The 20135-nt window shown below is 54.8% G+C and carries 15 protein-coding genes; 7 read left to right on the top strand and 8 right to left on the bottom strand.

From position 1 onward, the window contains the following. Complete coding sequence (locus ACR0M2_RS19010; protein WP_480706607.1) at window positions 1-1647, top strand: amidohydrolase; 1647 nt, start codon at window positions 1-3, stop codon at window positions 1645-1647. Continuing rightward, on the top strand, window positions 1647-3185 hold the full coding sequence (locus ACR0M2_RS19005) for a M81 family metallopeptidase (protein ID WP_480706606.1): 1539 nt from the start codon (window positions 1647-1649) through the stop codon (window positions 3183-3185). Before ACR0M2_RS19010 ends, ACR0M2_RS19005 begins: the two co-directional genes overlap by 1 nt. On the opposite strand, the gene dld is transcribed toward ACR0M2_RS19005, so the two are convergent. The 4 genes from dld to ACR0M2_RS18985 form a co-directional block, all read right to left on the bottom strand. After that, window positions 3161-4855, bottom strand: coding sequence for a D-lactate dehydrogenase (gene dld / locus ACR0M2_RS19000; RefSeq protein WP_480706605.1), 1695 nt, complete (start codon window positions 4853-4855; stop codon window positions 3161-3163). The two genes, ACR0M2_RS19005 and dld, sit on opposite strands and share 25 nt — an antisense overlap. Then, window positions 4852-6036 (bottom strand): alpha-hydroxy acid oxidase, encoded by a 1185-nt coding sequence (locus tag ACR0M2_RS18995; protein ID WP_480706604.1) that lies wholly within the window; start codon window positions 6034-6036, stop codon window positions 4852-4854. Before ACR0M2_RS18995 ends, dld begins: the two co-directional genes overlap by 4 nt. A 12-nt stretch (window positions 6037-6048) precedes the next feature. Next, window positions 6049-8118 (bottom strand): TRAP transporter large permease subunit, encoded by a 2070-nt coding sequence (locus tag ACR0M2_RS18990; RefSeq protein WP_368040150.1) that lies wholly within the window; start codon window positions 8116-8118, stop codon window positions 6049-6051. A gap of 112 nt (window positions 8119-8230) precedes the next feature. Then, on the bottom strand, window positions 8231-9280 hold the full coding sequence (locus ACR0M2_RS18985; protein WP_170518204.1) for a TRAP transporter substrate-binding protein: 1050 nt from the start codon (window positions 9278-9280) through the stop codon (window positions 8231-8233). Between the two features lie 326 nt (window positions 9281-9606). On the opposite strand from ACR0M2_RS18985, the gene ACR0M2_RS18980 reads away from it, so the two are divergent. After that, window positions 9607-10392: a FadR/GntR family transcriptional regulator gene (locus ACR0M2_RS18980; RefSeq protein ID WP_480706602.1), complete on the top strand. Its 786-nt coding sequence runs from the start codon at window positions 9607-9609 to the stop codon at window positions 10390-10392. A 493-nt stretch (window positions 10393-10885) separates the two neighbouring features. Continuing rightward, a complete protein-coding gene (locus ACR0M2_RS18975; RefSeq protein ID WP_480706600.1) occupies window positions 10886-11785 on the top strand; it encodes a Rossmann-like and DUF2520 domain-containing protein in 900 nt (299 codons plus the stop codon). A gap of 146 nt (window positions 11786-11931) precedes the next feature. On the opposite strand, the gene ACR0M2_RS18970 is transcribed toward ACR0M2_RS18975, so the two are convergent. The 4 genes from ACR0M2_RS18970 to ACR0M2_RS18955 all read right to left on the bottom strand — a co-directional run bounded on the left by ACR0M2_RS18970 (window position 11932) and on the right by ACR0M2_RS18955 (window position 17874). Next, window positions 11932-12114 carry an AraC family transcriptional regulator gene (locus ACR0M2_RS18970; protein ID WP_480706598.1) on the bottom strand — a complete coding sequence of 61 codons (183 nt, stop codon included), beginning with the start codon at window positions 12112-12114 and terminating at the stop codon, window positions 11932-11934. Between the two features lie 98 nt (window positions 12115-12212). Next, window positions 12213-15629 carry an AMP-binding protein gene (locus tag ACR0M2_RS18965; RefSeq protein WP_480706596.1) on the bottom strand — a complete coding sequence of 1139 codons (3417 nt, stop codon included), beginning with the start codon at window positions 15627-15629 and terminating at the stop codon, window positions 12213-12215. Between the two features lie 522 nt (window positions 15630-16151). Then, window positions 16152-17237, bottom strand: a complete 1086-nt coding sequence (locus ACR0M2_RS18960) for a polyamine ABC transporter substrate-binding protein (protein WP_480706594.1) — start codon at window positions 17235-17237, stop codon at window positions 16152-16154. Window positions 17238-17469: 232 nt separating this feature from the next. Continuing rightward, the gene (locus ACR0M2_RS18955; protein ID WP_170351190.1) at window positions 17470-17874 is read right to left on the bottom strand and encodes an RrF2 family transcriptional regulator; all 405 of its coding nucleotides are present in this window, start codon (window positions 17872-17874) and stop codon (window positions 17470-17472) included. A gap of 103 nt (window positions 17875-17977) precedes the next feature. Here ACR0M2_RS18955 and ACR0M2_RS18950 point away from each other — a divergent pair, with 103 nt between their 5' ends. The 3 genes from ACR0M2_RS18950 to ACR0M2_RS18940 are packed head-to-tail and all read left to right on the top strand — an operon-like array spanning window position 17978 to window position 20090. Beyond that, window positions 17978-19189 carry a GTP-binding protein gene (locus tag ACR0M2_RS18950; RefSeq protein WP_480706592.1) on the top strand — a complete coding sequence of 404 codons (1212 nt, stop codon included), beginning with the start codon at window positions 17978-17980 and terminating at the stop codon, window positions 19187-19189. Between the two features lie 17 nt (window positions 19190-19206). Continuing rightward, window positions 19207-19815 (top strand): DUF1826 domain-containing protein, encoded by a 609-nt coding sequence (locus tag ACR0M2_RS18945; protein ID WP_480706590.1) that lies wholly within the window; start codon window positions 19207-19209, stop codon window positions 19813-19815. A gap of 2 nt (window positions 19816-19817) precedes the next feature. Beyond that, the gene (locus tag ACR0M2_RS18940) at window positions 19818-20090 is read left to right on the top strand and encodes a DUF6525 family protein (RefSeq protein WP_480706588.1); all 273 of its coding nucleotides are present in this window, start codon (window positions 19818-19820) and stop codon (window positions 20088-20090) included. Window positions 20091-20135 lie beyond the last annotated feature (45 nt).

Genomic DNA, 20135 nt, shown 5'->3' with positions numbered 1-20135 from the left:
ATGCCAAGCACACTCTATTATAACGGCACTGTCCTGACGATGGACGCGCAGAACTCTTCACCAGAGGCTGTTCTGACCGAAGGAAGCAGAATTCAGGCAGTGGGGGCCGAGGCTGACCTGCGCGCGCGCATGCCTTCTGATGTTCAAGAGCATAACCTGCAAGGGCGCACTCTGATGCCTGCGTTTATCGACCCACACGGGCACTTCCCGGATCCGGGGTTTATCCGACTGTTCCGTGTTGACCTGTCCCCGCCCCCATTGGGGGATTGCACACAAATGGCTCAAGCGCTGGACAGACTTCGAGAGAAAGCCGACGCAACGCCCGAGGGTGAATGGGTCATGGGGGTGTCGTTCGACAACACGTCCATTCTAGAAGGCCGAATGCCCACACGGGCCGAGTTGGACGACGTATCATTACGCCATCCCATCTGGGTTATCCATGCGTCGGGTCACAACGGGGCGGCAAATTCTGTTGCACTCGAGAGGCGCGGGATAAACCGTCAAACACCTGACCCGGAAGGTGGCCGCTTTGGTCGTGATCCTGATACCGGCGCCCTAACAGGTTTGATCGAAGGGCTATCGGCCATGGGTGAGATGGGCGACACGGATTTCCTTATTAACCGGGAAAGATTCTGGCAGGGCTTTGATGCTTGTCGTGACGAATACCTGGCCCACGGCGTGACCTATGCGCAGAATGCTTGGACGTCGCAGGCCATGCTGGATCACTTTGCCAGTTTGCCCGCAGATCAGGACCCGGGAATAGACATTGAGCTTTTACCCATCGCAAGCCTGGAGCCCGAACTAAGCACGCATTGGATCGGCGCGTATTGGCCCGGCAATCCACATTTCACTCTTGGTCCGCGCAAGCTGTTCACGGATGGGGCGTTTCAGTTGCAGACCGCCTATCTGTCGGCCCCCTATTATCGACCGATAGATTCGGATCATCCATGCGGAATGGTTTACACCTCGCAAAAACAGCTGGATGCTGACGTTCGCAAGCTTCATGAAAAAGGTCTGCAAATTCATTGCCACTGCAATGGCGATGCCGGCGCCGAGATGTTCATTGATGCGGTTGATAAAGCCCTGCAGGCGCACCCCCGCGCAGATCATCGCCATACCATTATCCATGGTCAAGCCCTGCGAGATGATCAGCTAAGGCGTATGGCCCTGCTTGACCTGACCGTCAGCTTCTTTCCCGCTCATGTGTATTTTTGGGGGGATCGCCACTTTGACACCTTCCTGGGGCCCGAGCGGTCTGAACGGATTTCCCCTGCGGCGTCAGCGGAAAAGTTCGGCGTGCGATACACGATCCACAATGACGCCTCGGTCACGCCAACACGGCCGATCCACTTGGCCCATTGCGCGGTAAATCGCAAAACCGCTTCGGGCCGTGTGCTTGGCGAGGATCAAAAGATCAGCGCTCTGTCGGCCTTACGCGCACAAACTATCGACGCGGCTTGGCAAGTCTTTAAAGAGGATCAGCGCGGGTCTATCGAGCCGGGTAAGGTCGCTGATTTCGCCATTCTTTCGCGCAACCCTCTGCACGCCCCGGATCACCTGACAGACACACAGGTGCTGGAAACAATTCGCAACGGTCAAATTGTATTTTCAACACTGCCCACCGAGCAAGAAGTCGAGCATATATAATGACGGCCAAGCGTATCGCGATCGCTGGGTTTCAGCATGAAACCAATTGCTATGGTGTGACAAAGGCTGGTCTGGCCGAGTTTGAGATGGCGGATTCCTGGCCTAGTATGCTGCACGGTGTGCAGGTTATCTCGGAAACGGCTGGCATGAACCTACCCGCCGCAGGTTTTGCAGAAGCTGCTGCAGCAGCAGGGTTTGAAGTTGTGCCGATACTGTGGTGTTCGGCAGAGCCGTCCGCTCATGTAACCGATCACGCATTCGAAACGATTTGCGGGATGTTATTGGATGGAATCCGCGCTGCGGGTCAGATTGACGGCGTGTATTTTGATCTGCACGGCGCGATGGTCACCGAAAGCTTGGCTGACGGTGAAGGAGAGGTTTTGCGTCGCGTCCGCAATCTCGTAGGCCCCGAAATTCCAGTGGTTGCAAGTTTGGACCTGCATGCCAACATCTCTGCTCAGATGGTTGAACACGCAGATTACCTGTCGATCTTTCGCACCTACCCTCATTTGGATATGGCAGAAACAGGGGCAAGGTGTGTTCCTGTACTGCAGCGATTGCTGGCAGGTGAACCACTGTGCAAAGCGTTTCAAGCGGTGCCGTATCTCATTCCGCTGCATGCACAATATACCGGTTCTGCGCCATTCGACGAAATCTATCAATTGCCAGCAAGATTCGAGCAGCAGGATGTACTGGCAGAAATCGCGCTTGGTTTTACGGCGGCGGATTTTCCCGACACCGGCCCATCCTGCATTGCCTACGCAGCCACGGCGAAGGAAGCGGCCGCTGCCGTTGAAGAGATCGTCGACTTGTTTTTGACCCAGGAAGCACACCTTGATTGCTCCATGCTTTCTCTGGAAGAGGCTGTTTTGACAGGCCGCCAAAGACGGGAAAAGCCGGTTGTTTTGGCTGATGTTCAGGACAACGCCGGTGCAGGAGGGACGTCTGACACCACTGGGTTACTGGCAGCCCTGATTGAGGGTGAAGCCACAAGCGTTTTGATGGGCCTATTCAATGATCCGGTAAGCGCAGAACAAGCCCATGCGGCGGGTGAAGGTGCATTGGCCAAACTGGCAATTGGTGCGAAATCCAACTTGGCGGGTGACGTTCCGGTCACGGCAGAATTTGAAGTTCTGGCATTGGGTGACGGCACATGTCGCTATAGCGGTGAAATGTATGGTGGTGGCGTTGCCACGCTCGGCAAGACGGCGGCCCTTCGGTTGGTTGGGCACAAGGCCGAGATTGATCTTGTCGTCACAAGCATACGCAACCAATGTCTGGATCGCGCACATTTCACGCATATCGGATTAAACCCAACGAGTTATTCCGTGATTTGCGTGAAGAGTACAGCCCATTTCCGGGCAGATTTCGAACCTATTGCAGAAGAGGTTTTTGCGGTTTCTTCACCAGGTACCTTTCTCTGCGACCTGGAAAAAATCCCCTACACCCGTATCACCAGAAGGCTGCCCAACACTGTTGGGTCTGCGGCAGAGGGCGCACCAATCAATGTCCGCTATTCGGGTGTGGGCCCGGCATAGCTTCGCGCTTTGGACATCTTTCCAATTCCAGGGTTGAACGAATTGGTCGGATCGCAGCATTTGTAATGTGCCGCCAGATCGGGTTTTGCGGCATATAAGTGGCCCACATTGTGTTCGGCCGGATATTCCGCGCCCCGTTCGTCAAACAATTTGAGCATCGCCGCCTTCAATGCTTTAGGCTCCGCACCTTTTCGAACCACATAGTCCTGATGCATCACGTGGCACATGAAATGTCCATAATAGAGCTTGTGGACAAGCTGATCATTGATCTCGGGTGGTAGGTTTTCCAGCCAATCCTGATCATTGCGACGCAGGGCGACGTCCAAGGCGATAATGTCCTCGACCTCATCTGCGTGGATGGCCATGTAGCGCACGGCCGCCCCCGCAGCGGCGAAACGGTGAAGCCCCGCAATCTTGGCCTCACGCGCTGTGCATTCAAAGAAATCGGCGTCACGATCTTCCAGAAATCCGGGCAACCAATTGGCCGCTTCATCTATCCCGGCATCCTTCATTTTAAGGATCAGGTGATGTTCAAATCGGTCGCGGAAACCCAGCATTCTTTTGGGCAGAACTCGTGGCCACAGCGCCACTGCCATTTGCATGAAGCGGTCGGTAAAATTGCGCAGGAACGGAACCCGTCGCAACCGCGCATCCACAGCCCCTTTCATGGCAAAAAACATCGGCAGGCGGTCAGTGCCTAGCTTATCGATCATCACGACCGTGTCCTTGCCATAGCGCGCAGTAATATCGAACACGTCGCGGTGCATGTATTCTGCGGACACTGGCAAGACTTTAAACTCGGACAGAATGTGGCGGCGTAGGGCGGCCAGATCACCGGGATCGTTGGCACCGATGTAAAACACCTTCTCAGCATCGTTCTTGGGAAAGGTATCAAGGCGCACGGCGAATACGGCCAACTTTCCAGCAGACCCGGCGGATTCGAACAGTTTTCCCTTGTCGGCGTTGAACCGCGCAGGCGTTTGAGCATCCACATCGCGCACGATCAGCGCATAGTCACTGGCCGAGGCGCGTTTATTAGAGGATTCTAGTGTCCGGTTGAAGGTTCCGGCGTCCAGATTGGTCAGAATTTCTTCGGGCGTCTCGCCCAGATCAATACCCAGATGATTGACCAACTCTAGATCACCCTGTTCGGTGATCCGGGCATAGACCGAAAGTTCGGTGTAAACTGGGCCGCGTTCGACCAAGGAACCTCCCGAGTTGTTGCAGACCCCACCAACAATCGACGCCCCGATACAGGACGACCCAATTACCGAATGCGGCTCGCGTCCCAGCGGAGCCAACAGTTTTTCCAGTGCGAAAAGTGTGGCACCCGGAAAGCTGACAATCTGCGCGCCGTCATTCAACGGAACCAGGGTGTCCATCCGGCGAGTGTTTATCAGGACCACATCTCGGTCATAGTGGCCGGACGGGGTCGAGCCCTCGGTCAGGCCGGTGTTGGCCGCTTGCATGATGACGATTTTATCCGCCGCGACGCAGGCTTGCAGCACCCTCCACTGTTCCAACAGCGTACCCGGTCGGATGACACACAATGCCTCGCCCTCACCCGAGCGAAAGCCGCGGCAAAACCGTTCCGTCGCGCGTTTGTCGGTCAGGACATGGCGAGAGCCGACGATGGCGCGGAACGTCCCGATCAGGTCCTCATTGGTCATGCTGCGTCCCTTTGCACATTCAAAGTGGGCGCAGTGTCCTTGAACCGGACATTATTGCGGTTCAACTGGTCGATACGTGTCACACCCATCAGTTTCATATCGCGTTCAATCTCGGCCCGCATCAATCCCAACGCGCGTTCGACACCTGCCTGCCCCGCAGCGGCAAGCGGATACAAATAGTGACGCCCTACCCCAACGGCCTTTGCCCCCAGCGACAGCGCCTTCAACACATGGGTTCCGCGCTGGATACCGCTGTCCATCATCACGTCCAGCTTGTCACCGACCGCATCGACGATCTCGGCCAGTTGGTCGAACGGCGTGCGCGAGCCGTCCAACTGACGACCGCCATGGTTTGACAGGATAATCCCGGTGCATCCGATCTCAGCCGCGCGACGCGCGTCTTCAACGGTCATGATCCCTTTCAGGCAGAATTGACCGTCCCAATCCCGCACCATCTGAGCGACGTCATTCCAGGTCATCGACGGATCCAGCATGTCGGTGAAATACCCGCCGATCGAACTGGCACCTCCACCCATGTCTACATGTTCCTCTAACTGCGGCAGGCGGAATTTCTCGTGGGTCACATAGTTGATCCCCCACATCGGCTTGATTGCGAACTGGATCATACCCCCCAACGTCAGCCGGAACGGGATCGAAAAGCCGGTGCGCAGGTCACGCTCGCGATTGCCGCCGGTGATGCTGTCGACGGTCAGCATCATGACTTCGACACCGGCCTCTTTGGCGCGCTGCATCATGGCGGCGTTCAGGCCGCGGTCCTTGTGGAAATAGAATTGATAGACTTGCGGGTTCTTGTGCTTTTGCCGCAGCTCTTCAAGCGATACGGTGCCCAGTGACGATACGCCAAACATGGTGCCGTATTTCTCGGCCGCTGCGGCCACCGCGCGTTCGCCCTGATGGTGGAACAGGCGCTGCAGTGCCGTGGGCGAACAATAGACGGGCATGTCCAGCTTTTGACCCATCACTGTGACGGACATATCAACATCCGATACCCCGCGTAGAACCGAGGGCAGCAGATCGCAGCGGTCAAACGCGTTTGTATTCTCGCGATACGTCACCTCGTCATCCGCACCGCCATCGATATAGTTGAAGATGGGCCCCGGCAGCCGCTTTTTGGCCAGCCGCCGAAAGTCATGAAAGTTGTGGCATTGGCTCAGACGCATCACGCGAACTCCTTAATAGGCGACCGAAGGCAACCAGGTGGCAAGGGTCGGCCATAAGAAGACCAGGGCCAGGCCGGTAAGCTGCAGCAGCACAAAGGGAATGATCCCCTTGTAGATGTGCATCAGCTTGATCTCGGGCGGGCAAACGCCTTTTAGATAGAACAGCGCGAAACCCACGGGCGGTGTCAGGAAGCTGGTTTGCAGCGTCACCGCGACCAGGATCACGAACCACACCAGCGCGGGTTCGTCCAAAACGCCAAAGCCCGGGATGTCGATGCCAAGGCCGTTCACGATGGGGCGCATCAGGGGCAGCACGATCAGCGTGATTTCGATCCAGTCCAACACAAACCCCAGCAGGAAGACGATGAACAGGATAAAGAGGATGGTACCGTTTGCATTGAATCCGGTGGATTGCACCACATGTTCAATCAACTCGTCGCCGCCCAGTTCCCGCAGGACATACGAAAACACGGTTGCACCAAGGAAGATGGCAAAGATGTAGGCGGTGGTATTGAAGGTCGACACCAGCACGTTCCACAACTTGTGGAAGGTAAGCTTGCGATAGCCCAGGGCCAACAGCGTCGCGCCCAGTGCGCCGATGCCAGAGGCTTCGGTCGGAGTGGTCAAACCAGCAAAGATCGAACCCAGAACCGCAAGGATCAGCATTAGCGTCGGGATGACGGCGATCATTACGTCTTTGACCGCAGCCCAGTCGGGGGCCTTCGCGCCTTCAGGCACGGGGGCCGCGTCACGTTTCACCAGTGCTAGTATGAAGATGTATGTCAGGTAAAGGCCACCAATGATCACACCCGGGAAGACCGCGGCCATGAACAGGTCACCCACCGACAGCGCCATCTGGTCGGCCATGATCACCAGCATGATTGAGGGCGGGATCAGAATACCCAGCGTACCGGATGCCGAGACCACGCCCGCCGCAAGCGTCGGCTGGTATTTCTGTTGCATCATCGACGGCAGGGACAGCACGCCCAGCAACACCACAGATGCACCGATGATACCGGTCGAGGCCGCCAGAATGATACCGATCAGGGTAACGGTGATGGCCAATCCTCCACGCACTGTACCAAACAGGCGCTGCATCGAGGACATCAGACGTTCCGCAACACCGGATTCGTCCAGCATCAGACCCATGAAAATAAACATCGGCAGGGCCACCAGAACCGCATTGGACATCGTCGCATAGACCCGGTTCACAACCGCACCAAGCGTCAGATAGTCGAGCCCTGTAAAGGTGCTCTCCAACCCGGTCCACAGCATCAGATCGTTGTCGAACAGATAGGCCAGACCACAATAGGCAACGCCGACACCCGCCAGAACCCAGGCTACCGGGTACCCGGTAAACAACAGCGCGATGAAGGTCAGGAACATGGCGATGACAAGCTTTTCCTCGGTAGTTTCCACGAGGAAGGTCAAGCCGACGCAAACAGCGGCAAACACGGCCAGAACCAGCAGGATACGACGCAAAGATGCACCTTCGCGCTCTGAGGCCGGTCCATACAAAAGCGCGTGCCCATCGTGGATCAGTCGCGCAAGCGCCGCCAGTGCTAGAAGAACAAAGCTGATCGGGATTACTGCCTTGAAAGCCCAGCGGGCAGGCAGGCCGGTTGGGCTGTCCGAGCGTTCATTGACCCGGAAGCTTTCGTAGAAATAGTCGTACCCCTGATCGATCATCAGATAGATGAACGGGGTCAACAGGGTAAGAATACCGATCACCTCGATGACTCGCTGCGCCCGGCGTGACAGCTGCATGTGCAGAACATCGACGCGCACGTGACTGTCGGTGATCAAAGCATAAGAGATGCCGATCATCGTCACGATGCCGTAGAAATGCCACTGGATCTCGTCCAACTTGGGGTAGTTCTGGCTGAGCAAATAGCGCAGAGCGACCTGGGTGAAAATTGCCCCCATCAGCAGGACATTTGCCCACATGACCACATGGCCGACAGCCTTGACGCTTGCGTCTATCGCGACCGCAATCTTCTGACGGTCGGTTTCGGGGTGTTCCAGGATGCCTTCGTAGGCTTCGACCGGATCGGTAAGGTTGTTCTGTGTGGTCATGGTCATACCTCGCTCAGCAGCCCGACGCGCGGGCAGTGAAAGGATAGAAATTCCGAAGATCAGGAAATAAGAACCGGAGCGACGGATACCGCCGCCCCGGTTGCGTCAGCAAGAGAGACTACTGACGAGGGAGGAACGCGTTCGTTTTCCAGAGGTCATAGCCGTCGCGGAACTCGTTCATGTCGGCCAGTACCTGTGCGAAGAAGGCGTCGTTAGCAGCTTCTTCTGCTGCAACCTCATCCCAAGTTGTGCGGAAGGTATCCAGCATCTCAGGCGACCACTGTTTGATGGTGACACCGTTGTTTTCAATATTGTCGATCAGCGCAGCGTGCTGAATGGCTTCGCCTTCGGCAAAGCTGTCCGCCATCGAAGCTTTACAGGCGCTTTCAATGATCGCTTTGTGCTGGTCGCTGGTTTCGTTCCAGACGTCCTTGTTGATCAGCAGTTCGAACACAGTTGCCTGCTGATGCCAGCCGGGGAAGTAGTTGTATTTCACCAGCTTGTGGAACCCCAGACGCGCGTCGATGGCAGGCATCGAAAATTCGGTCGCGTCGATCGCGCCTTTTTCCAGCGCAGGGAAGATCTCACCACCTGGCAGCAGCGAGGTCGCCACGCCCAGTTTCTGCATCACTTTTCCACCCAGACCAAAGAAACGCATCTTCAGGCCGTTCAGGTCTTCGGGTGAATTGATCTCGGATGCGAACCAGCCCGAAGTTTCAGGCGCAATGATCGCGCAGGGCAGGACTTTGACGTTGAAGCCCGCCTGATCATACATCTCTTGGTAAAGAGTCAGGCCGTTGCCGTAATACAGCCAAGCCATGTATTCGCCCGCCTCGGGGCCAAAAGGAACGGCCGAGAACAGCGGCGCGGCAGGAATTTTGCCTGCCCAATATCCGGCCGTAGTGTAGCCAGAATTGATCTTGCCGGTAGATACAGCGTCCAGAATTTCAAACGGCGGAACCAGTTTGCCCGGCTCGTAGACTTTCATCTTCAACGTACCGCCCGACATCAACTCAAGCTGTTCGGCAACGCGCGGGATCGGTGAACCCAGGCCCGGCAGCTCGGTCGAAAAGGCAATCGGGGTTTTCAGCAACAGTTTGTCTGCGGCAACTGCAGGTGCGGCCAGCAGGCTGGCAGCTACGGCGAGGCTCGTCAGGGTCTTCTTCATGAATTCTCCTCCAGGGTAGGTCGGAACATTGTCCCGATCAGCGGCGCAGGTCCCTCCCACACCATTCCGGTGGTAAACTAACTTTACCAATAAAAACCAGTCAACAACTTTATTTACCAATGGAATTCAGCCGACGTAACAACGCAGTCACCTCAGCTACATACGTCACTCGCAAAGAAGAAAAGAAAATCGATCAAATTACGTTCAAAAACAGTCACCTGTTATACGGCGATCTTCCGGATCTCACTGCTTGAATCTAAACAGATTATGGTTATATTTATTTACCAGTGATCTTTACTTAAGACATCGAACAGAGGCACAGCACCATGAGCCCCACAGCGATATTTGAACCGGTTGGACACGAATCACTGGCCGAGGCTGTTGTGTCTCAGATCGAAGATTTGATCGCCTCGGGCATCCTGAAACAGGGTCGCAAACTGCCTTCGGAACGAGACCTCGCGGAGATGCTGCGCGTTTCGCGCCCGAAACTGCGCGAGGCTCTGTCTGTTCTGGAAGAGCGCGGCTTGGTCACGACGCAACATGGTGAAGGAACCTTTGTCGCGGCTCTGACAGGTCAGGCCATGATGCCGGCACTACTCGCACTTTATGAGAGACATGAGCCCGCCTTTTTCGATTATCTGGAATATCGGCGCGAACAGGAAGGCTTTGCCGCCCGCCTTGCAGCGCGCCGCGCGACAAAAGCAGATCAAGAGAGGATTGCCGAGATTTTGGTCGAAAATGAACGCGCCTGGCGTGAAAACGACACCAAAGCTTCTCAAGAGGCAGATTTTGCGCTGCACTCTGCAATCGTCGACGCCAGCCAGAACGCAACACTGATCCATATCATGGCTTCAATCTACAAACTTACGCGCAAGGGTGTATTCTACAATCGCGACTTTCTTAAGACGATCGATGGCACCGGCAAGAAGCTGCTGGATCAACATATGGAGCTTGGCCGGGCCGTAATCGACGGCGACGAGGAACGTGCAGAAAAGGCCGCAACCGACCACATCGATTTCGTCGAGGAGTCCTTTAGGTTGGGGATCGAACGCAGCCGCAGGGAAGCAATGGCTGAAAAACGCCGTCTGCTGTCGGATCAAAAACCCTCGTAGCGCTTTCAGATCATGAGGATGGGCCACACATCTTTGCCTAAGGAAAATGCGATCTGTTGCCCAAGGCAGCGCAGCCGAATATTCCGCTGCTGGTTGTTGGTGGGTCACAACAATCGATCCCGTGGATTGCCGAACATCTGGCTCGGGCCAGAGCAAAACTGCGCGATAACAAAGTCTAGTGGATCAGCGAATTTGTCGACCGTTGTCTAAAGATAGCCCTGCGCGCTTTTCAACTTGGGGCTAGTCGCATCTAGCCAACGGCGACATTCGCACTGTTCAAGTAGAAGCCAAGTATTTTCATAGCTGTTCCCATATTTCGCAATTAATGGATGTCGATCAGGGTTTTGCAAATTTTTACAATCGCAAAAATCATCTGTGACATGTCTGATCCTTCCTGACGGATGATCGATTGCGGCAACCACCATCTGTCGCTGCAAGCCCTGAATGTAAAACTGCGCGGTTCCAAAATCTTTGAGGCGGACAGGGAAACCACGTGGCATATTGCACCTATCGGATTTACGCATTGGACCGAGTGGATATGGACCAGATCAAAGCAAACCTGATCGGCGCAGGCCGGGTCGGCCAGACCTTCCTGAGCCTGTTGAACTCATTACCATATTGCCAAATTCAAGACGTCCTGAGCGCGCGTTTCGCTTCCGCTCAGGAAGCCGTTGAGAGGGCAAACGCCGGTCATGCCGTGCAAAGCATTTCCGATTTACGCCCCGCCGACCTTTGGGTCATCGCTGTCCCTGATACTCAGATAGCAGCGGTTGCCTCTGATCTGGCAACAACGCTTTCCCCGACAGATGGCACACAAAAACCACCCATCGCCTTTCACTGCAGCGGGTATTTTGCGGCCGATGAAATGGCTCGGCTGCGCGGACTGAACTGGCGTCTGGCAAGTGTCCATCCGGTTCTGTCCTTTGCAGATCCTGACAAGGCAATGGATCAGTTCAAGGGTGCGCTATGTGGGCTGGAAGGAGACACCGACGCCCTTGAATTCCTTCGGCCCTTGTTGGGCAATCTTGGCGCTGAATGTTTTTCGATCCGTTCCGACGCCAAAATTCTTTATCACGCCGGGGCTGTGATTTCGAACAATTTTGCCGTAGTATTACAAGCAATTGCGCAAGAAGCATGGACGGTGGCCGGCGTTTCGGAAGATGTTATCGCGCAACTGAACGCCAAACTGATGGAAAGCACTGCTCAGAACGTCATTGCCCTGGGCCCCCGACGCGCGTTGACCGGTCCAGCAGCCAGAGGAGACGATGAAGTTGTCACCTCGCAGGGCGAAGATGTTGCGGACTGGCACCCTGATGCTGGGGAGGTTTACCGAATCTTGAGCGACATGGCCCGGTCACTCAAAACGAGTGGCGTAACCAAATCTGATCGTTGAGTTTCGATAGTCAGTTTTCGAGAGATCGCATTGCCCCAGCAAGAACCAAAAGAAGATGGTGGAGCAGCGCGTGATCTAAAGGCCTGTTTCAATTTCAGTGGTTCCTCGTCGACCTGGTCAAAATTCAGTGGTGTTTTCTAACTCAGCTATGTCGGAGTGTTCTGATCGGGGAACCGTTCTCTCGGGGCAGCTTTGCTGTTGACGTTCAGTACCTCTGTCGGGCCGACATTGAAAACTTCGCGGAATGTAGCGGAAAAGGCGCTGGTACTGCCGTACCCACAATCCTGTGCCACAACACCGACGGGCGTGTTTTTGGCAAGCGCCTCCAAAACACTCCTCTGGGCCGGAACCTTCCAACATTCCTGGCAGGCTATTGACCCTCAAACTGTTTCAGGCGCTGCGTCAATAAAGTCCGACCCTAGGAACATCAGTTTTCAGACCGCGAGTTAACACAGGCTTTCGGTCCAAGAGCTTCTGCAAGCTCGCGCCAGGTTGCTGATTCCTGACGATCAAAGACGTTTGCGGGTGGGATATTTCCAAACTTCTCTTCAATGCTCAGCATAAGTATCAGGCTAAGGATGGAATCGAGAAACGGGTGTGTGTTGTCGGGATCAAAACCTGCGCGCGGGACCAACCCCTCGTGATCTGCGAAGTTTCGCAACACCTCAAGCATTGGGGACAGAGGTGACTCAGACACAGTAGCAGCCTTCGGTTGCCGCGTTGGCAAACCAGATGTGTCTGTCCCCCCGTTTTCCAATATTGATCGAAACTTTTTACGATCCAATTTCCCACTGGGAAGACGCGGCAGTTCCTCTGTGTGTACAAATCTCAATGGCGCGGCGGCGGGAAAGAAATTTTCGGTAATGGCCTGCCGCAATTCCTTTTCCAGAATGTCGACATCCTTGCGTTTGGTTTCAATGGCAATGGCAACCGCATCTGCCTCGCGAATTTGCGCGACGGTGACAAAGGCCCGCTCGATCCCTGCTACGTTTTCTGCGATTTCGGTAACGGCATTCAGCGACAGTCTACGCCCCCGGATGTTAACCACATCGTCCACTCTTCCCAATACATCTAAACTCCCGTCAGGCAGAATGGTCACCCAATCATCAAGAAGAATGGGATCCTTGAGTGGATCAAAAACCGGCTTACCTGCCTGCAAATTCTTGAAATTGCCCAGGGTCCGGTCGTAGCCAACGGCCTTGACCCGGCCAATTTCGCCGGGTTGCAAGTCGTGACCGTCTGCATTGACTGCTTTTGCACCAGCCAAGAACATTCCACCCGGAGATCCCTGATACTTGGCAAAACCTTCGGCGGGAAGCTTTCCATGTGAAACTTCAATAAACTCCGAAGCGCCGTAGGTCGCGTTTAGTTCAGCTTTGGGAAAACGCTTTACTATATCCCCGATGAGACGCGCGCGACTCGGTTCCCCCCAGGGGTAAAAGATGAACAATCCGGGCAAAAACTCGGGTGAGAAGTCGGGGTTTTGCAACATACCGTGCAATACGCTGCACGGTGCGGACAAAGCTGTGGTGGACGTTGCGATCATAAGATCACAAAGCTGCTTTAGATCGGAAAACCCGGTGATTGGAGGCAGAACAATCGTGTGCCCCCCCACAAAAGCAGGCAGTGTTTCCAGCGCAGTTGCCGTGTCCCAACGCACAACTGTCAGCAAAGTTTGCGGCTGATCATAATCGAACACCCGCATCCGCGAGGCCATGCCCGCTGCCAGGACAACACCTTTGGGCTCGCCCGAGCTGCCAGACGTGTAAACAACATAGGCGGGACACCGAAGATCAAGGGGCGGCAAAGCCGAGGCTTCGGAAAAACTGTCTAAAAGAAAGTCCAGAGTAGCTGCGTCGCAATCGTCGCCGATGATCACAGCGTTCACATTCTCAAGCTCTGGGTTTGAAGCTATCAAACGACTCCAAAGTGAAAACGTGACAAGAACCAAATCAGGGTCAAACGCTTTCAGGCGACCCACAAGCTGTTCGTCTGAGTCCTCTGGTAGACCCACGCAAAGCAGACTTCCGATTGCCGTCGAGGCCAGTTGCGTCACAATTGCCGCAGGGCTGGCCGGTAGCAGGCACAAAACCCGGTGTTGGCACCCAAATTTACGCTCGGGGTCTGAGTGATTGGGGGCAGTATCCTGAAAATGCAACAACATGCTGGACATGCGCAAACACAGGCTTGCCAAAACCCCATAGGTGATAAACCCAGACACTGTTCGAATAGCGACATGGTCCGGGTCATGATTGGATAGCCAACACAACTTACTACGGCGCACCGTGTCGCTGCGCGTCCAGGTTTCCAGATCAACCAGTTCGCGCCTTGGCATTGCTCCTCCGTAAGCGGCGATCAAATGCCGCTGAACCGGCATTTTCTGTGCCAAAACAAAGCTTCGGCAAGTGCGCGCCAGTTGCTGGGTAAGCCACAACCGCTGAACCAGATTTGAACCCGAACGAGGCGGCAGTTTGAGCGGAACGAGGTCAATGACCGGCACGCCATCCTCGTCAATCCATGTCGCAGCAAAGCAGACATCCGCACCGCTGGAAATCGCAAGTTGCGCCGGAAATCCGGGCAGTTTGCCGGGGCGTAAAAGCCACGGTACCAACAACCGTTTGCCGGGGGCTCTTTCTCCGTCGAAGTATATTTGAAGCACTCCGCCCGCCCGCAAATGGTCCAGGTATCGGTTTGAGTAGGAATTGCGTTTCGTCACCCGCCGACCCGATAAAGTGATGTCGTAGCCTTCGCGACGCGCGGCGGTCAGAAAGTCCGAGGGTTCAGCAGGGTCGCCAACTTCGGGTGCAACCTCGACAAGTGTTTGTACCGGCTTCCCCATTCCCGCCAATGCGACTTGCAAACGTCTTGAAGCGAAAGTCAGGTTCTGAGAGTGAGGCGAGTACACTACGATCCCGTTGGCGTTTTCAGCATTTTTTTCCAGCCAGGATTTTGCCCGATCGGTAAGCGAAGAGCCGACACCGTATGCTACCCCTTTCGACGAGGTTGCATAGTCCTGATCTGCTGGAAATGCGGTGGGCATTGATTCTGGACCAACCACGCGCACACCCTGAGTTTTCGCCACCTCAATCAATGGATCATTTCCAAACGACACCCAACCCCTCGCAAGTCGTAACAGTTTGCCGAACAACCGCTTCTTGGCCGCGTTCTTTCTTGGCGGAGATATTCGACCCGACATCGCGCGAGTAAGCGATGCTTCGACATGATAGGTTTTACCGTCTGAGATTGCCTCATCTAGCGCGTTAACCAGATGCTTTTCATCGACCCAATGCCAGTGTGAAAAAATCACGAAACGCGCCATTGGTGGAAGGGGCGATGCATAAAAAATCAGCGTGGATTTGTAGCTGGCATCCAAACCATCGTTCAGAAAAACAACCAATGACAGGGCGCGCAGGGGATCATTAGAAATGTCGCAAAGCAACGCATCGATATCTGAAGTGTTCCCTTCTTCGTTGGCCAAAAGGGCATTCACAATTTCCTGGTTGGCTGTTCGCCACTCCGTTTCAAAAGGTTGTTCAGAGCCGGGTTCTCCAACCGAAGCTTCGCCAGGACGGCCCGCCAGCCTGTGACCGCATTCCGAAAATGGATCCCCAGTCTCGTGCCTGATTAAGCGTGTCCGAAGCGGTTCATATTTCTCACGCAGTTCGGTTTTACTTTGCGTCAACAATTTGCGCGCGCTGTCGAAGGCGCGCAAGCCAATAAGGCTTTGAACTCTCTGCACAATACGATCGGAATTATCATCCGGCGTGCCGACAATCGCCTTGTTCACCACATTTGGGTATTGGTCGTTCAACGAGCCCGCTGCATCGTCAATTGCCTGTGACAATTTCCAACGGGGGACTTTTGCAAGACCCACATCCCGCATTGATTTCAGAACAAGTCGGCCCAACCTTCTGCGCGGTGTTGCGCCAAACAAAAATAGCAACCAACCTACTGCGCAAATCTGGTTTTGTCGTACCTGGTAACCGAAATCTGGGCTGGAAAGGTTTGAATTTGGGTATTCAGGCGAAGTCTCTGCTTGCCGATCCAAACCCACGGCGATTGCGCACAGGATTTTTTCTAACGTACTCGCGCTGCCATCATTCGGCGTCATCTGACTTTTCCTGCCCCAAATTAGCTGTTTGGACGCGATCCCTTTTCAAACCCTTGGTTTCCGCTTTGAAGCTAAGTCTTATTGCGTCGTCAGCCGGGGTCAAATGTGAAAAAAGCACAGACTGCGACCTACGACACCGGCTGGGGCCTTCTGCAAAGTGCATTGGGGCAAGGTAAGCTTTTCCCAGCCCCAACATTTTGCACGTATCAGTCGTTTTGTGCTTCTTAGACGAATAGGTTAGCGTCAAAAGGCGACCTACACGCCAGATTTAACCCGCGTCCACATGCGCGTCACGAAACGCTGCATCTCTGCGTCCCAAGGCATCTTCATATAGAGGTTCTTCATCCCTTCTTCAGACGGATAGAGGCCCGGATCATTTAATATCGCTTCGTTCAGAAACTCTTGCGACGCAAGGTTTCCGTTTGCATACCAAACATAGTTTGAAATTGCGGCCGCGTTTTCTGGCTCCATCAGGAAGTTGATGAACTTATGGGCCAGTTCCGGATGAGGGGCATCCGCAGGGATCGCGATCTGGTCGAACCACATGCCCGAACCTTCTCGGAAAGCGCTATACTCAATTACAATCCCGTTTCCGGATTCGGCGGCCCGGCTTCGGGCTTGCAGGCCATCACCTGACCAGGCCATTGAAACGCACACTTCACCGGTCGCAAGGTCCGAGATATAGCCTGTCGAATTGAATTTCCTGACATAAGGACGAACCGCGTTAAGAACCGGTTCAGCTTTGGCGATAACATCGAGATCGCGCGTATTCGGATCCTCTCCGATATAGGTCAGGGCAGCGGGGATAAGCTCGGAAGGAGCATCCAGAAAATTCACGCCACAATCGGACAGCTTGGACACGTAATCCGGGTTAAACAGCAGCTCCATCGAATCCAGTGGGATATCGTCACCAAGCGCCTCGCGAACTTTTTCGACATTCACAGCAATGCCCGTTGAACCCCACATATAGTTTACTGAGTAGCTATTTTCCGGATCGAAGGTCGCGGTTCGTTGTTCGATAGCATCCCACAGGTTAACCGAGTTGGGCAGTTGGGCTTTGTCCAGCGGTTGGAAGACACCGGCTTCTATCTGACGTTGCAAAAACGTGCCCGAGGGAAACACAACGTCATAACCAGACTTGCCTGCAAGCATTTTGGTTTCAAGCAAGTCATTGGAATCGAAGTTATCGTAGACGACTTCGACCCCCGTTTCGGTGGTGAATTTTTGCAGCAGAGCCTCGTCGATATAGTCAGCCCAATTGTAAACATAGACCTTTTCCTCGGCGTACAGCGCGGTTGTGATAAGCAAGGTCATCGACGCAGCCGTCAATATTGATTTCATTGTGTACTCCTAGGGCTTTGCAACATGTTCCCCGTGGGCTGTGAGAAACGCGGTCCACCCGTCTTATGGTCATGAGGCAGATCCAACAAGCCTGAAGTTAAAGCTGAGCCTTACCAAAGGACATATCACCACCCCAGTTGGTGCACCCCTTAAACAACAGGAATGTTGCACCCATAGCGTCAAACGATGTGGTGAGAATGAAGAGAAACTTGCCGCGATACTTGATCAGGTATTACTTGCCTCTGACTTCGGAGATGGTTGTCTCGCCGAGACGGTCGACTAGGCTTTGCTCGATCTCCTTCATGATACTCGAAACGCGACGGTGCAAAGCATGTTCCACTGAACATTTGGGGGCATGGTCTTCTCTGCCAGAGGCGATCAGACTTTCGTCCAACGCAAGATACACATCCGCCAGGGTTATGCTGTCTGGTTCGCGTGCCAGACTCCACCCTCCTGCGTGGCCTTTTTCCGAAGTTAACAGACCCGCGTCACGAAGCCGTCCCAAGACGCGGCGTACCACCACCGGGTTCGTCCCTGAATGCTCGGCGATATCGGCAGATGTACGCTTACGATTCGGATCTCCGGCCATGTGGCCGAGCGTGTGCAGGGCGAGGGATAGGCGGCTATTGCGCTTCATTTGTCGTTCTTCTCCAGGCAGATATCACAAGTAACAATAACTGTTGCATTCGTCTAGTAACTGCGTAAGTTACGTGACTCTCAAGGCACCATCGGAGCAACCCATGTCAGATACCCGACTTCCTGTCACCGTCCTTTCCGGCTTCTTAGGGGCGGGCAAGACCACCCTTTTGAACCGAGTCCTGAACAACCGCGAAGGGCGTCGGGTCGCGGTCATCGTCAACGATATGTCCGAGGTGAATATCGACGCCGATCTGGTACGGGCCGATACCGAACTCAGCCGGACGGATGAAACTCTGGTAGAAATGTCGAATGGCTGCATCTGTTGTACCCTTCGGGACGATCTTCTGGAGGAAGTCCGGCGCCTCGCTGCGGAAGGACGTTTTGACTACCTGCTTATTGAATCCACAGGTATTTCCGAACCATTGCCTGTGGCAGCAACTTTCGATTTCCGGGATGAAGCGGGCGACAGCTTGTCGGACGTGGCGCGGCTCGACACCATGGTAACGGTTGTCGATGCGGTGAACTTGCTGAACGATTTCTCGTCCCACGATTTCCTAAGAGACCGAGGCGAAACGATGGGAGAGGAAGACGAGCGAACTCTGGTCCACTTGCTTACGGATCAAATAGAATTCTCTGATGTAGTGATCCTGAACAAGGTTGAAGATGCGGGGTCAGAAAAAGTTGATGCGGCACGCAAGATCATCCGCAGTCTGAATGCAGATGCCGAGATCATCGAGACCAACCATTCGGAAGTTGCCGCAGAAAAGATCCTGGACACCGGCCTGTTTGACTTCGAGCAAGCCCATGAACACCCGATGTGGGCAAAGGAGCTGTATGGCTTTGCCGACCATGTGCCTGAGACTGAGGAATACGGGGTTGCGTCATACGTTTACCGGGCGCGACTTCCGTTCGTTCCCGAACGCATTTTAGACGTTCTCAACGGTGATCTGCCAGGGGTGATCCGGGCCAAAGGCCACTTTTGGATTTCGACACGCCCCAACTGGGTGGCTGAATTTTCACTCGCCGGCGCATTGTCCAGCGTCAAACCACTCGGCACCTGGTGGGCATCAGTTCCCGAAGAGCGACGCCCCGCACATGACAGCGCCCGCGCCTATATGCAGGCCCACTGGCAAGAGCCGTGGGGCGACCGCCGTCAAGAGATCGTTTTCATCGGTGCCGGGATCGTCTGGCAAAGTTTGAAGGCACGATTGGACAATTGCCTTATTCCAGCAGTTTCGGCGGCAGGGCCCGACAATTTGCCGGAACTGCCGGACCCCTTCCCGATTTGGCGCCGGGCAGAGGATGCAGCATGAACTTCGTTAGAAAGCCCGTGAAAGACAACGTCACCGGTGTGAGCTTCGCAGATGATCCGGCGGCACTCCGCACTTTTGCACAGCCAAACTGTGCCGCTTTGATTTGGCGCCGGCGAACCCCGCCGGATATGCAAAGCTGGCTTGACCAACTTGATCCCAAGGCTTTGCCAAGTGGGCGAGTCATTCTTCCACCAAGCGCCGTTAAGACGACCGTGGGGCAACTCTGCGATATCTCCGGTATGCCTAACGGGACTGAAAGAGCGTGGCTTCAGGATGATATCACTTCTCTGGCCGACATGTTCTGCGAGCTGATGAACGCCAACTTCCTGCGACTGCGGCTGGATGTTGTCACCACCAATGCTTGCCGTAAATTTCATACCGATGCTGTCACCGCCCGGTTGGTCTGCACCTATCGTGGCACTGGAACACAATACGGCACCTCGACTGATGGAAACGATCCCGCGCTTGTGTTTACCGTTCAGACCGGCGCTCCGATCCTGCTACGGGGAACACTCTGGCCCGAGCGACCATCGTCAGGTGTGGTGCATCGCTCGCCTCCGATCGAAGGTACCAGTGAATCCCGTCTCGTCTTGGTTTTGGACCCAGTGGAAAATCCGGAAACCTAAGCATGAGACGTAACCTCGGGCAATGCAGCTTGCGCCGCAAGCATCGATCAACCAATCCGATGGATGTGTTTGACGGCCTGCCAGCCCCGTTGCGACAGTGGTTGTCAGAAGCGGCATTGCCATGGTCCCCGGTATCCGCGCGCCGCATCTGGTCAAAATCGCGGGCCAAGGGGCTTTCATCAGAAGAAACGCTCGTGTCACTCAGCCGGGCCGAAGCCCGAACGCTCGCGCGCGACCGGCAATCGACTGTTTTCAAATTAAATTCTCAAACATGAAGGAAAAAATGCCACCTCTAACACAGTATGCTGTCGCGACCCATG

It is taken from the genome of Ruegeria sp. BE10 (assembly GCF_056538905.1).
The sequence above is the reverse complement of the archived record's forward strand: the minus strand, read 5'-3'. Positions and strand labels throughout refer to the sequence as shown.